This is a genomic window from Myxococcus sp. SDU36 (genome assembly GCF_030168875.1).
GTDB classification, from domain to species: Bacteria; Myxococcota; Myxococcia; order Myxococcales; family Myxococcaceae; genus Myxococcus; species Myxococcus vastator.
Window position 1 is genome coordinate 6,001,437 of sequence record NZ_CP077414.1, and the last position, 13,182, is coordinate 6,014,618.

10 protein-coding genes, 1 pseudogene and 1 CRISPR repeat array (1 of these 12 cut by a window edge) are annotated in these 13,182 nt (G+C 69.4%); of the genes and pseudogenes, 3 read left to right on the forward strand and 8 right to left on the reverse strand.

Annotated elements, in window-relative coordinates:
- Position 1: 1 nt before the first annotated feature.
- The 4 genes from KGD87_RS24205 to KGD87_RS24220 are packed head-to-tail and all read right to left on the reverse strand — an operon-like array spanning position 2 to position 6,436.
- A complete protein-coding gene (locus tag KGD87_RS24205; protein ID WP_284662910.1) occupies positions 2–2,965 on the reverse strand; it encodes a bpX6 domain-containing protein in 2,964 nt (987 codons plus the stop codon).
- Positions 2,962–4,788, reverse strand: a complete 1,827-nt coding sequence (locus KGD87_RS24210; RefSeq protein WP_284662912.1) for a hypothetical protein — start codon at positions 4,786–4,788, stop codon at positions 2,962–2,964. Before KGD87_RS24210 ends, KGD87_RS24205 begins: the two co-directional genes overlap by 4 nt.
- Positions 4,785–5,258 carry a bpX5 domain-containing protein gene (locus KGD87_RS24215; protein WP_284662913.1) on the reverse strand — a complete coding sequence of 158 codons (474 nt, stop codon included), beginning with the start codon at positions 5,256–5,258 and terminating at the stop codon, positions 4,785–4,787. The genes KGD87_RS24210 and KGD87_RS24215 overlap by 4 nt, the downstream gene beginning before the upstream one ends.
- Positions 5,255–6,436 (reverse strand): AAA family ATPase, encoded by a 1,182-nt coding sequence (locus KGD87_RS24220; protein ID WP_284662915.1) that lies wholly within the window; start codon positions 6,434–6,436, stop codon positions 5,255–5,257. Before KGD87_RS24220 ends, KGD87_RS24215 begins: the two co-directional genes overlap by 4 nt.
- A gap of 150 nt (positions 6,437–6,586) precedes the next feature.
- Here KGD87_RS24220 and KGD87_RS24225 point away from each other — a divergent pair, with 150 nt between their 5' ends.
- Both KGD87_RS24225 and KGD87_RS24230 read left to right on the forward strand, forming a co-directional pair.
- Complete coding sequence (locus tag KGD87_RS24225) at positions 6,587–7,180, forward strand: hypothetical protein (protein WP_284662917.1); 594 nt, start codon at positions 6,587–6,589, stop codon at positions 7,178–7,180.
- Positions 7,181–7,217: 37 nt separating this feature from the next.
- Entirely contained in the window at positions 7,218–7,934 is a 717-nt protein-coding gene (locus KGD87_RS24230) for a YqiA/YcfP family alpha/beta fold hydrolase (RefSeq protein ID WP_284662918.1), read from the forward strand.
- On the opposite strand, the gene KGD87_RS24235 is transcribed toward KGD87_RS24230, so the two are convergent.
- From KGD87_RS24235 to KGD87_RS24250, 4 genes and pseudogenes are all read right to left on the reverse strand, one after another.
- Positions 7,916–8,854: a hypothetical protein gene (locus tag KGD87_RS24235; protein ID WP_284662920.1), complete on the reverse strand. Its 939-nt coding sequence runs from the start codon at positions 8,852–8,854 to the stop codon at positions 7,916–7,918. The two genes, KGD87_RS24230 and KGD87_RS24235, sit on opposite strands and share 19 nt — an antisense overlap.
- A gap of 232 nt (positions 8,855–9,086) precedes the next feature.
- A pseudogene (locus KGD87_RS24240) lies at positions 9,087–9,589 on the reverse strand (hypothetical protein); the annotation flags it as partial.
- Positions 9,590–10,731: 1,142 nt separating this feature from the next.
- The gene (locus KGD87_RS24245; RefSeq protein WP_284662922.1) at positions 10,732–11,487 is read right to left on the reverse strand and encodes a DUF5953 family protein; all 756 of its coding nucleotides are present in this window, start codon (positions 11,485–11,487) and stop codon (positions 10,732–10,734) included.
- A complete protein-coding gene (locus KGD87_RS24250) occupies positions 11,484–12,386 on the reverse strand; it encodes a DUF6310 domain-containing protein (protein WP_284662923.1) in 903 nt (300 codons plus the stop codon). Before KGD87_RS24250 ends, KGD87_RS24245 begins: the two co-directional genes overlap by 4 nt.
- Positions 12,387–12,729: 343 nt before the next feature.
- On the opposite strand from KGD87_RS24250, the gene KGD87_RS24255 reads away from it, so the two are divergent.
- Positions 12,730–13,011 carry a hypothetical protein gene (locus KGD87_RS24255; RefSeq protein ID WP_284662925.1) on the forward strand — a complete coding sequence of 94 codons (282 nt, stop codon included), beginning with the start codon at positions 12,730–12,732 and terminating at the stop codon, positions 13,009–13,011.
- Between the two features lie 8 nt (positions 13,012–13,019).
- Positions 13,020–13,182: a CRISPR direct-repeat array (repeat unit 37 nt) (it continues 2,347 nt past the right edge of the window).

The window sequence follows — 13,182 nt, forward strand, 5'->3', positions numbered from 1 at the left end:
CTCAAGGCACCGGCAGGTGCCGGACCTCACCGCTCTCCAAATCCAACCACACCCCCCGGCCCCCCTCGCCGAACACCAGCAACATGCTGTCGGTGAGCCGCACCCTTGGCCAGTCCTTCCCTTCGAAGGCCAACACGGCGCGGAGGACTCCTCGCCTGTCTGTCAATTGAAGCTGCCACTCCTCACTCAAATCCAGCAATTCCAGCCACCACTCCTGAGAGATGAAGATGGCCTTGAGCGGCGCGCTGCCGTGCGTCTTCGGGACCCGGTTGCGAAGCGCCACGGGCGGCAACCACGCCAGAGCGAAGGTCACCGGGTCCACTTCGCCTGTCAGCGCCTCGGGGGGAGGTGGCACCTCCGTGCCCAGCACGATGAGCTCGCCATCCGGCACCACGGACTCGCTGACGAGCACGCAGTTCGGACCCGACACCTCTGGAGGCAGCTCCGACCGCTCGCGAAGCGTGGGCCCGTCCGCGAGCGCATACGTCCAGCGCTCCTGGTTGCCGACCACGAAGCTCAGGTGCGTAGTATCCGCCGCAATGGCAGACACTCCCCTGGCCAGGTCCGGAACCCGCCAGAGCGCGCGGCAGTCAGCGGCGAGCGCATCCAGCATCATCACCGTGGTGCCGGAGGCCACGAACCAGACATTGCCGTCGTAGCTAGGGGACCAGGCCGTCAACGTCATGTCACGCCAGGGGCTGCACCTGCGCGTCACCAGGTCCAGCCGGGACAGGCGCCAGACCTCACCCCGCCGCGCGAGCGCCAGGACCCGGTCACCATGAATGGAAGGCACCAGGTGGAAGGCCGGCACGTCGAAGCGCGCTACCGTCCGGCCATCCGCGCGAACCAGCCGCGCCCCCGCCTCTCCCAGCGCGTAAAGCAACCGCCCGTCTGGCAACACCACCGCGTCATGAAGCGTGAAGGTCCCCGCCTCGGAGGCCCGCACGGTGGCGTCGATGCGCGGCCGTGAATGGGTATCGCGCCACGCGGGGTGGAGACAGTCCGTCAACGCCGGCAGGTCCGTGCGCAGGGTGCCGTCGGGCGCATCGCCCAGCAAGCGCTTGATGAGCTTCAGGTCCGAGGTGAAGCGGGCATTGCCCGCCGCCCGGTCTCGAAGCAACGCACGCAACGTGGGCACCACCAGCGCGGTGCGGTTGGCAGAAGGAGACTCTTCCACGAGCGCCAGCCCAAAGACGAAGCGCTCGGGCGCGCGGCCCGGCGTGTCGTCGTCGAGCAGCTCACGCACCCGCGCATCCGCCACCGTCAGCCCATCCGCGAACGCCGTGGCCCACAGCGCCAGCAGCCGCGCGCCCGTCGCGCCGCCGCTCGCCACGCCTCGCTCCAGCCACTCGCGCGCCGGGGAGCGATTCTCCGCCACCGGCCACACCACCTGCACGGCGCGCGCGTAGTCGCCGGCCTCGGCGAGCGTCTCCGCCCACAGCAGCCGGAGCGCACGCGCCTCCGGTGGATTCGAGCGCTCCAGTCGCGCCACCGCGTCCCCGAAGGCGCCGCTGCGCCGGGCGATGGCGACGGCGCGTGCCACGTCTCGCGCCAGGAACCACTGGCGCACCACGAGCCCCGGAGCCAGCTTTCGCCCCTCGGCCAGCTCCGCCGCCAGCTTGAAGCGGCCATGCCGCTCCAGGAAGGACACGGCCTCCTCGACGGCGCCGAGCAGCTCCGCCAGGACGAACGCGGCCTCGTCGACACGTCCCTCGCGCTCGAAGCGGCGGAAGGCGTCGCGGTAGCGCTGCTGGAGCGCCGAGTAGAGCCCGGCCCCGCCCGCGAACACGGCCCCCGCCGCCCCCCGCGCCTCCGTCTGGAGGGTGAGGTGCTCACGCGGCCCCGGCAGCCCCAAGGCCTCGCGCGCGTCTTCGCTCAGCTCCTGGCCCAGGGGGATGGCGTGCCGCAGGGCCTCGTCGAGGTTCCCCTCCTCGAACATGTCGAAGAGGCGGCGCACGTACTCCGCCTTCCGCTGCCGCGCCCACTCGCCGAGCAGGGTGTTGTTCATCATCCAGTCGGACAGCCTGTCCCAGGGACTCGGGCCCGAAGGGACGGCGGGCGTGGACGGCGGCAAGGCCGGTGGTGACGCTTCACGCGAAGGACCCCGAAGCTTCGAGGCCAGTCGCGCCCGCCATCCAGACGAAGGGGCCCCCTGCCGCGGTCCGCGAGGCCCAGCCCCAGAGAACGCCGCTCCGAGCCGCGCCAGCCATCCTGGCCGGCCACGCCCGGACTCGCTGCCTCCGCGCGCCGACGCGCCCTGAGGGGAGAACTTCGCGCGCAGCCGCGCCAGCCATCCCTGGCGAACGAGCGCGTCACCACCGGCGCCACGCGCCGCCGTCCCGTCGGGGAGGAGCTGCTCACGCAGCCGCGCCCACCAGCCCGGACGGCGCGCCCCAGCGGCGGCGGGAGCGCGGCGCCCCTCCATGCGCGCGAGCATCTCCTGGGCTTCGACTGACGGCTCGGGCACGCCGGGACCGAAGCGCTCGCGAGACGGCGGCGGCACGGGCTCCAGCACCGGCACGGGGGGCGGCGGCGCGCCCAGCGTCCGCGGGGCTCGGAGCTCCCATTCGGAGACATCGAGCCAGGCGGACACCTCCACCCGCGGCATCGCGCCGGCGGAGAACACCAGGGCCCGTCCGCTGAGCACCAGCACCACCGCGCCTTCATGGAGGCTCGGGTGCCGGCGCTCCGACGGAGACAAGGGCGCCGAGGAGAGGAGGCCGTCCTCGCGCGTGAGCGGCAACCCCGGCGCGGCTTCACACGCCACCGCGCGTGGCGCGGACAGCTCCACAAGATATCCACCCGCCACGGCGTGAACGGACATGCCGGGCGCCCACAGCGACAGAATCCGGCGGCGCGCCTCCGCCTCACCGAGCAGGGCCGGGTCGAGCCAGAAAGCCGAGGCCCGGACCGTGCCCCGGTGCACCTGCTGCCGGGGCCGCGGGCCGGCACGCGCCGCGCTCATACCCCGCCTCCTGTCTGGAGACGGCACAGCACCGCGCCTTGCTCCAGGTGGTACAGCACCAGCTCGCCCTCCGCCGTCAGCCACGCGAGCACGGGCACCGCATGGCTGGCCTCCGCGTGGACCACGTTGGCGGCGGCCACCGTCAGCTTGGACTGGTGCCGCGGCCCCACGCTCCAGAAGGTCCGCTGGTCCGGGTCGAGCGCCAACAGCCCGGCCTCCCCTCGCGCCTGCTGACACGTTCCGACGCCCACGGCTCGGAAGCCCGGGCGCAGCGTCACGAAGGGCTCCGAGCTCCGGTGATGCAAGCGCCACACGCCGGGGCTCTGGTTCACCGCGAGCAACCCAGCCTCCGGGTGGCCTGGGTGCGCTGACGCGCCGAACCAGACAGCGTCGCCCCGCGAGTCCTCCAGTGGCACCTGGCGCACCTCCTTCGCGCTCACGATGCACAGTCGCATGCAGCTCCCGGCTTCCGCCGCCCCGTCGCGCGTCACGAAGACGCTGGCGCCCTTCACCTGCGCGGCGGCGATGACCCGCTGTGCCACCTGGGTGGCGTCCACGCGGCGGGAGTCGGAGTCCGCCTCGAAGCAATGGAGCGTGTCGTCCAGGCCGGACAGGAGCACGCACTCCCGCTGGGAGGCATCAAGATAGGTCGTCAGCCGGCCGGGTGGCTGTCCCAGCGCGGGAACAGGTGGATGCGCCTGCGTATCGCGCAGCGTCCAGGGAAGCGCCGCGGGCCCGCGCATGTGGCGCCTGGCCTGATGTTGCAGCCGTCCCCGGAAGGCATAGGCGCGCCCCTTCCGCGTCAGCACGAGCAGCCCGCCCTGGCGCCGCCACCCCGCGCCCAGGAAGGTCTCATCACTCCGAGGATTCATCCGCTGGGGCCGCGCGAGGGTGGCGCGAGGGGAGTTGGGCAGCGCCATGGCGCCGACGCCGCCCCCGTCAAGGAAGAGCATCAACCGGCGACCATCCGCGGAGAAGGAGAACCCCGACACCCGCGCGTGCTGGACGGTCCTCACGGGCGCGGCGACGCGGGCGCGGAACGGGTCCCTCAACAGACGCACGCTGTCATCCGGCGACGGCAGGTCGAGCAGCACGGAGCGCGGCGCGCGCGCGGCGGGGCGCACCTCCACCGCGAGCTGGCGCACCTCGGGCGCCAGGACTTCGGAGACCTCGATGCGCGAGAGCGTCTCCGCCCCTTCGAGCCGGGACAGGCGGGCAGCCCCCACGAGCCAGGCGTCCGCCGTCCCCGCGTCGAGCTCGAGTGCGTCGCGCCAGGCCGCGAGCCGCTCAGCCGAGGCAGACGCGGTGTCACGCGCGTTCAACCAGGCGCCCAGCGTGGCGGGCGTCACCTCCGTGAACCCGCCACGCTTCGGGTCTGCCTGAAGCACGCCCCACGCGAACGTGGCGCCCGCGGCCTCCGCCCGGCGCGCCATGACGATGAGCAACGCGAGGTGCGCGATGCGCGGAGCGCCGAGCTGGTCCGGTCCCGCGTCGAGCAACACCACCGTGCGCCGCGCACGCTGGGGCTGGCGGAACGAGGGCTTGAGATAGGACAGCTCTCCGAAGGCGGCGCGGCGCACCAGCTCGTCGGGGGCCTCCAGCGCCCACAGCCATTCACTCACCAGCAACCGGTCGAAGGAGCCTCTTCGCGACAGGCCGTCATACCCCTGGGGCTCGCCGCCCATCTGCTCCGAGGGCGCCCGAAGCGGCCCCAGCGCCGCGGACAACCGGGCGACCAGTGGGCCCAGGCTCAGCGCCACGTCCAACGGGAACGTCGCGAGGATTGACGCCCAGGGGTGCAACGCATGGGGCAACGTGCTCACGGCGTGCCCCCCGTCGTTGCCGTGTCCAGCCAGCCCCGAAGCGCGACACGGGACACGGGCCGCGCGGCCTCCACGCTGACAAGGCACATGGACGCGGGCAGCACCGCCCACTTCGCTCCTGGCCCGCGCGCATGCGCCACGAACGCACGCTCCAGCAGCGGAGCCGCCACGGCTGGCGCCAGCGCACAGGGGAGCAACAGCGAGGGCGCAGCGTCATCCCGCCCCAGGTACACGGCGCCGTCGACCCACGGCAGCGACGCCGGCGCCCCGAGGAGCACCAGGAGGCCCGGCCCCGCGACGCCTTCCCAGGTGGCGAGGCGTGCGTCGTCCTCCGCGAGCACCCGGCGCGCGAGCGCCACCGCCACGGGCCCCTCGCCCACGACAGCGAGCGGCTCCAGCGGCTCGGCGCGCGAACGCCACCGCACCGGCAGGCGCGCGGCGTCTTCGCCACGCGACTCCAGGGCGCTCACACCGCCACCTCCGTCTCGGACGACACGGGCCCTGAAGCACCGGCGGCGAGCACCCCCGCCACCTCCGCGCGCAGCACCTTCAAGTCCTCTGGAAGCGACTCGGGAGCGAAGCCCGCGTCCATCTCCCGCGCCACGCCCTCCAGCTTGAGCCGCCACGCGGCGAGCGCCTCGCCATTGGCATCCACGGGCCGCTCCGCCAGCAGCGCCTGCCCCGCGGAGGCGATGCGCCGCGCCCGCGCCAGGGGGCCCGCGCTGGCCTCCAGCGCCGCCGCCGGCAGGGCCGGGTTCTCCGTCCCGGCGAGCACGTCCCGCAGCACGTCCCGAGCGAGCGCCTGGGCGTCCTTCGTCGGCACGGCATACACGAGCGGCCACAGGTCCGCGGTCCCCGGCGTGCGCCGGCCCGCGAGCGCGGCGGCGGCGGCGATGAGCTTCTGCACCTTCACCGCGCGGCGGTCGGACAAGGCCACGCCCGCGGCGCGCAGCGTGCGCAGCGCATGGGCCAGGTGGGGGCGCACCCCGGAGAGGTCCGCCTCACGCGCGGCCTGGGCGACCACGTCCAGGGACTCCAGCGAGGTGACGTGCGCGTCCGCGTCCCCCCACAGCGAAGCGCCGCCCGCGAGCAGCTCCTCCAGCCGCGGGTCCGGCACGGGCTCGACGAAGATGCGCGCGAGGAACCGGTCCGCGAAGGCGGCCAGCGACTCGTCTTCCGGCAAGGCATTGGAGGCGCCCACGCAGACGCGCAGGGGGCAGCGCATGCGGGTGTGGCCGCGCCGGAAGGTGCGCTCGTTGAGGAGGCCCAGCAGCGTATTCAGGATGGCGGTGGAGCCGAGGAACACCTCGTCGAGGAAGGCGACCTCGGCCTCGGGCAGCATGCCCTGGGTCTCCGTCTCGACGAGGCCCTCGCGCAGCTTGCGCAGGTCCACGGGGCCGAAGAGCTCGGAGGGCTCGGTGAAGCGGCCCAGGAGATACTCGAAGTAGGAGCCGCCCAGGACGCGAGCGGTGCGCCGCACGGCCTCGCTCTTCGCGGTGCCCGGCGGGCCGATGACGAGCAGGTGCTCCCCCGCCACGGCGGAGAGCGCGACGAGCTCCACCATCGCCTCGCGTTCGACCAGGCCCCGGCCCGCACTGGCAAGTGCGTCACGAACGGCGGAGGCGGCGGCTTCGAAGGAGCTGGACATGGAACACCACCCTAACCGCCGGACTTGCTGTCTGAAAGCGCATGCAGGCCCCCTCCCCGCCCTCCATCCGACAGGGCGGAAGTAGTTGAACTGTCCGAGGGGCGGCACTCGGAGTCCCCCACGGCGACCTCCAGGCATAGACTGCAACGCATGAGAAAGCAGTCGATGTGGGTGGCGGTGGTGGGCGTGCTGTGTGTGGGAACGGACGCGGTGGCGGCAGGCTGGAATGGCTATGCATCGCTGGGCGCCGGCGTCACCCTGGACCATCTGAGCGACTTCCGCACGAGGGGCCCGGCGCTGCACGGCTACCTGGGCCTGGAGACCCCACCCGGACTGTCGGTGGGTTTGCTGGCGGAGATCTCCGAGACGTGGGGCCAGCAGTTCCCGGACGCGATGCGGTCGGGACAGTTGGAGCGCGCGCAGCTCGACTACCGGGCGGTGGGCATCGAGGCGCGGCTGCGCTTCTTCCAGGACAAGCCCATCACCCCGTGGGTGGGCGCGCGGCTGTCGAAGAGCTGGGGGAGCACCTTCACGCCGGACGACGTGGGCATGTGGCTGCGGACGAACATCGACACCACGAGCATGGCCTTCCGGGTGGGCGTGGACGGCTGGTTCAGCGACCGCTGGGGCGTGTCCGTCTCCACGGGCTTCCAGTTCTGTGACGTGAAGCTGACGTCCAACGCGCTCAACCAATGCGCCAAGCTCATGCAGTCGGTGATTGCGGGGCCGGTGTTACGCATCTGAAGCCAGGGCGCCGCGCGCCCGTTAGAGTGGGCCCGTCATGAGCGCTTCGACGACATCGCCCTCCGCCATGGGTCCTCGCTGGCTGTACCTGCACGGCTTCGCCTCGGGCCCGGATTCGAAGAAGGGCGTGGCCGTGGCCCGGCACTACGCGGACCAGGGCATCCCGGTGGAGCGGTTGAACCTCCGCGTCCCCTCCCTGGAGCAGCTCCGCCTGAGCGCCATGCTGGACACGGTGCTGGCCGCCATGGGCGGGCCCGAGGAGCGCGTGGTGCTCATCGGCTCCAGCCTGGGAGGTCTCACGGCGGCCCGGGTGGCGGAGCAGGACGCCCGCGTGTGCGCGCTGGTGCTGCTGGCGCCCGCCTTCCGCGTCGTCCCGCAGCTGCGCCGGAGGATGGGGGACGCGGCGTGGCGGCATTGGCAGACGTCGGGCTGGATTGAGACGGACGACTCCGTCACGCAGCGGAAGGCGCGCATCCATTCGGGCTTCATCGCCGACGCGGAGGCCGTGGATGCCCGGACGGAGGGCTGGCCCGACGTGCGCGTGCCGACGCTCATCATCCACGGCCGCCAGGATGACACCTGCGACGTCCGCAACTCGCGCCAGTGGGCGGAGGGCAAGCGCCACGTCCGGCTGGTGGAGGTGGATGACGGCCACGAGCTCACCGATTCACTGCCGCGGATTCTGGAGGAGACGGAGGTGTTCCTCCAGCCGTGGGGCGCCCGGGGGCCGCGCGCTCACAGCTCGATGCCGTAGGCGGTGGCCACCTGCTTCATGAAGCGGAGCATGAAGGGCGGGGTGTCGTTGCCCAACGTCAGGCGCGTGCGCCGACCGTTCACGGTGAACTCGAGCGTCGTCTCCTGCCCGTCATGGGCGGGGGGAGGCGGTGCGCTTCGGCCCTCCTTGAGTTCGCTCAGTCGGCTCGCCGCGATGAGCAGCGTCGTGAGCCGATGGGCGTCGTCCGCGTTCACCTCGGAGAGGAGCGGGCCGTTGCGCTTGAAGCGGCCATCCGCGAAGACCTCCAGCCAGTAGCTCCGCGTGTTGGGCATGCCGGGCGTCTTCTCGAGCCTGAGCACGAGCGCGTCCTTGGAGAACCGCTGCTGGCGCCGGTCCGGATGCTCCAACTGCGAGAAACCTTCGCTCAGCCGCGGCGCGAGCAGTGGCGAGTACTTGAGGAAATCGCTGAACGTGCCTTCGACCACGTCGGCGCACGCCCCCCGCTGCCAGCCGCCGAGGCCCTCGATGCGGTAGAAGACCTCGTCGACGTACCACTGTCCCTCGGGGTTCCAGATGACGACGAGGCGCCTGGCCTGTGACGTCGGCTCGACGCGTGTGGAGAAGTACTGCCGGTCGTCTTTGGGGGAGCGGAGCATCCCCTCGAGGTCTCTCGGCAGCAGCTTCTGGAGCGTGTCCCCGCGAAGGGCCTGCGCCTTGAAGTATGCGCCCAGCGTCGTCGTGGACTTCTGCTCGCGGAAGTACGGGAGGAAGTCGAGCTCGGCGGACAGTGGCTCAAAGCCCTCGGGCGGGATGAGCTCGCACCGTTCGATGAAGGGCTGGTAGTCCTCGCGCCCCATGCCGTAGCGCTTCCCGTCCGAGCCGATGTGGACGTCGTTCTTCGCGTTGGGGTCGCCGCGGTTGACCTGATGGTAGAGTTCGAAACGCCAGGTGGGAGCCATTTTGGCAGGAGCCCCTTTCTTGGGAGTCACGGACCGGGTGTCCCCGGGCGCCGCGCCGAGGAGGGGACACGCCAGGAGGATGACGACGGCGAGCCGGTGAAGTCGCGACATGACTCGCAGTGAACCATGTCGGGAAATCATGGGGATAGGGCTTCTTGAAGCGGGAGACGCGCACCTCCGGCGTTGGGGGTGTCGCCTGGTTGAACGCCCGCGACTCAGGAACGGTGCCGCTCCGCCTCGTGGAAGAACTGGGTGAGCAGACGCGCCTTCCGACACGCACCTGCGACTCCTCCAGCTTCCGTCGCGGAACCCACGCCCCGCCCAGCCGGCGAACGAGCATGCCGCCCAGGTAGGCCCCCAGCGCTGGAGCGGTGTGCTCGTCGATGAGGTCCCGCGTGTACCGCTCGGGGAGTTCTCCCTCCAGAAGTAGAAGTCCAGGTCCGTGAGAGACGCTGGCGTCTCGTTCATGATGGAGGGCACCTGGGCGTGCAGCGCCGCCACGAGCTGCTCGGACAGGTCGCCGTAGTCACGACGGATGCGTTCGAGATTCTCGACGTCCGGAGGAAGGGCGGCCGGGAGCCACTCCTCCGGCGCTGGCGGTCGGAAGGCGTTGAGCTCGGAGATTTTCGCCTGCCGTTCGCTGATGGCGAACGTGTCCGGCAGCCGTGAGAGGAGCGGCGCCAGGTCCGGGTGGAAACGAGGCTCCACCGGAGCGAGCGCGGCGCTGCGCTCCCTTCACGATATCCGGCATCCAGCCTTCCGCGTGGGACTCCAGCGTCGCGAGGAGGGGCGTGAGCTCAGTGTCCGACTCGGCAGAATGGCCAGGTTCCCCCGTCCAGCAGGAATCGCAGGCCATCACCTGCATTCGGTTCGAGCGGACTCATTGCCTTCATCGAAACAGCACCTCCACGCCTTCTGCCCTGCTATCGACTCTATTCACGGCACGCTCAAGGGGAATGGTCGCCATCGTGTTCAGGCAGCGCGGCACACCGGCCTCACGGAGCAGTCGTTCAATCTTCGCTTCCCGCGTCTCGGGGGCCTTCGTCGACATCCGCCGCGGGTCACACGCAGCGGCGGGCTCCTCCTCCTGGACGCGTCCACATCTACACATCCCCCCAAGCCTTCCGTCGAAGATGACAGGGATTCTAGACACACACACCTTCCAACCGAAGAGATGTAGTGACTGTGGCTGAATAGCTTCTATTCATGAAGAACCAAGGAGGTCTTGATGCTCCCCACAAATGGAACCACCGAACACTTAGCACACACCATTTCACTACGGCTACAAATCGCATCACCAAAACATCAAATTCTCGCCATCGCCATTGAACTCATCATCTCATCCCTATGCCAAGTCGGCGGAACTGCCTCGGCAGACGACTTCACCCTGCGGGCCGACAAGTATGTCCACTAGTACCTCAAGAACCTGTCTCCAATTGCACCCGCAGCAAAACCCATTAACATCACACATTTCACGCCATCGCCGGCTTGGCGTGCGGGTTGAAACATGAATTAGAACGCTATCTCAGCGCACAGCCACAATCATGCATCGCCCGCATCTCCACATCGGAGATGCGGGCGCCCACGTAGCGCATGCTCGTTGGCACATTGCTCACGCCGGGATCCATCAAAGCGCGATGAGCAGCGGAGAGTTCACCAGGAGCGACGCACCGTCGTCGCTGAAATCCCGGCGCACCTCGTGGTTTCCACCCCACGTTCCCCGCGTTTACGACGAGCGATCTCGCAGCCTGTTCGCATGCTCAGCGGCCTGAAGGTTTCAATCACACAGCCTCTGGACGTTTGACGACGTGCCTGGCATCAAGCCGGCGAACCATTTCGACGAGCAATGCATCCGCAGGGGCGCCCGAGCCAAGGGTTCAAGGCGCTGCGCGACCACCAATCTCCGGGAAGCGCGAATAGGCACGCTGGAGCGCGTCCAAATGGGCGGGGTTGTCGAGATTGAGCGGCGCGTCGGTGAGCTGCACGACCCACCCCCCCGAAGGCGTTCCACGCGCCCGCGTGAGCAGGTCCGCGTCGCGCGAGGGATCCGGAAACCCGATGGCCCGCGCGGCAGCCGCGGACCAGTAGTTCAGCCATCCGAGGTAATAGGGAATCTCGGGCGAGCGGATGTGCTCGAACAGCTTCAGTGCGGGCAGGCCCCGGCGTGGCGACGGCGGCCCTTCCAGCGTGGGTGCTGTCTGATACGCGATGTCCACCGCCGCGTCGTGCGGCGTCGCACGCCCCCAGAATGCGCGTGTGCCCTCCGCTACTCGCTCCAGCATCTCCGCCGCCGCAGCGATGACCGTCGCATCGAGCGGCAACTTGGCATGGACTTCGAACAGGGCCTGACCGCCAGGGCTGAAGAGCCCCGAGTTTCCTCTCCCCATCACCGTCACGGGGTAGCTCTCGTCCCCGTTGCACACCAAAGGGAAGCCCCCGTCCTTGATCCTCTCTACGATCCATGCGTCGCGCTGTGGCAACGCAGCAAGCCGTCGCCCTCCGGTAACTCTCCACTCCAGACGCAAGCCAGGGAGCGCCTCTTCCATCCCATGAACGGCAGCGAGTGTGCGGTTATCGGCACCCACGAGCGCAGACGCATAGACGGTCAGAACGAGGCGATTTTGGGTGGTCATCGTTTGCATCCCGTGACGACGATCTTGAGGGAGGGAACAACAGCAAGCAGCGCTTCTTTGTGCGCTTGGGTGCTCACCCCAACGACGAATCCATATCCACACGCCGCCGCGGCGTTTCGCTCATTTTCTATTTGCTCCAATCCCTTCTCGACCTCCCGATCCCGGATAAAGTCAGAGTACGTGTCGAATTGATGGGTTTTAATCTCCCACAGCACGCGCACGCCGACTTGTAGCGCATCAAACCGTATTCCGTTCACGAGCACGTCCATGCCGGGGTAGCGGTTCGGCGGAAACCTGTCGGCGCACTCGTTATGCGGATCATCTTTTCCCGCGTGCGGCACCGGGACGGGCCTGCACTCCGGGCGTCGCTCTCGGTCCAGTGGATCGGTCGGTACCGGGGGGAACCCATCCTGCCCTGATGGCTCCGGCTCGTGCTTTCGGTGCGTCAACCGCTCCTGCTCATTGGATGGCCGCGTTTGGGTCTCAGGCTTCGCGCGCTCGCGGGATGCCCTCCGATATGCATCCAACTCCTCTTTGATGGCGACTGCCACCACGACTGCTCCAGCGACAATCACGGCTCCAACGACTATCTCGGGTGCTATCAGGATGCAGACGCCCAATCCAATAGCAGCGGCCCCCGCAGAAGCGACAGAGCATCTTCCCGTGACATCGCGAAACTGGATCCTCTCATGGTCGAGCGCCTGATAGCACCTCTCCACAAGCACGGCCCATTCGTTGGATGCCTCCCGCACCACGCATCGCCCGCCATCAGCCCACGGCAGCGTCGCCGCTCTCTGGAGATTGGCGACCCTCGGGCTCCGGGCCGCCGACTCTTTCGGCTCAGTCGTCGCGCAGGCCGCGAGAAACAGCAGGAGTGCGACACGGGTTCGGAGAAGCATGGCCACGTCCTGACGGAAGGGGTTCTGCTCGACAGCGGGGGGTACGGAGCGCGCCCGAGTCTGGCAGCGTGGCCCCTGGAGAGCCAGCCCCGAACGCATCCGGTTCGAGTTGCCGCAGCTCAGCGGTACACCTCTGCACTCCAGCGGAACGCGCTCCCGACGAGCTTCACGCTGTAGGCTGCGACGCGCCCCGTCGGCAACGGATACGCGACGAGCAGCTCGAACTCCCAACCACCAGGGCGCACATCATCCAGTCCGAATCCCGCGTCTGCCCGGCACCGACCGCTATTGCTCGACAAGCACCCTCACGACGCGGCTTCACATGCACGCCAAGTCGGTGTGAATGCCCGAAGACGACCGTAAGCCCGGGAGCTCCCCACGCGTCGGCGACGTTCGCGGCATGGTGCTTCGAAAGCATCTTCGCGAATTGGTGGCCGTGCAGCAGGCGCAGGTGCCCCCGCTTGAAGGGCTGAGCTTTCTCCGGAACCCAAGCGACCCCGAGCCGACCGAAATCAAGATTGACTCGATACTCGTGATTGCTGATGCCCCGACTTCCGCACTCCGCGATGACCGCGTCGATGACCAGAATCCCGCGCTCCGCGATGACAGTCGGCACCCGGGCTGAAATCAGCGACTTCAACCCACGTTCCCCACGTTCACGAGGAGCGACCGCTGGTGGGGTGCGGGTCCAGCATGTTGTCCTCGTTTCAACCCACGCTCCCCGCGTTCACGAGGAGCGACAGCGCAGGCGTCTCCGAGCGCGTGCCCGCTTCGGTTTCAACCCACGCTCCCCGCG

Excerpts from the sequence above, each read along its gene's own strand:
- KGD87_RS24205 (WP_284662910.1), bottom strand. The coding sequence starts at position 2,965 with ATGAGCGCGGCGCGTGCCGGCCCGCGGCCCCGGCAGCAGGTGCACCGG.
- KGD87_RS24220 (WP_284662915.1), bottom strand. The coding sequence starts at position 6,436 with ATGTCCAGCTCCTTCGAAGCCGCCGCCTCCGCCGTTCGTGACGCACTT.
- KGD87_RS24225 (WP_284662917.1), top strand. The coding sequence starts at position 6,587 with ATGAGAAAGCAGTCGATGTGGGTGGCGGTGGTGGGCGTGCTGTGTGTG.
- KGD87_RS24230 (WP_284662918.1), top strand. The coding sequence starts at position 7,218 with ATGAGCGCTTCGACGACATCGCCCTCCGCCATGGGTCCTCGCTGGCTG.
- KGD87_RS24235 (WP_284662920.1), bottom strand. The coding sequence starts at position 8,854 with ATGGCTCCCACCTGGCGTTTCGAACTCTACCATCAGGTCAACCGCGGC.
- KGD87_RS24245 (WP_284662922.1), bottom strand. The coding sequence starts at position 11,487 with ATGACCACCCAAAATCGCCTCGTTCTGACCGTCTATGCGTCTGCGCTC.
- KGD87_RS24250 (WP_284662923.1), bottom strand. The coding sequence starts at position 12,386 with ATGCTTCTCCGAACCCGTGTCGCACTCCTGCTGTTTCTCGCGGCCTGC.
- KGD87_RS24255 (WP_284662925.1), top strand. The coding sequence starts at position 12,730 with ATGCCCGAAGACGACCGTAAGCCCGGGAGCTCCCCACGCGTCGGCGAC.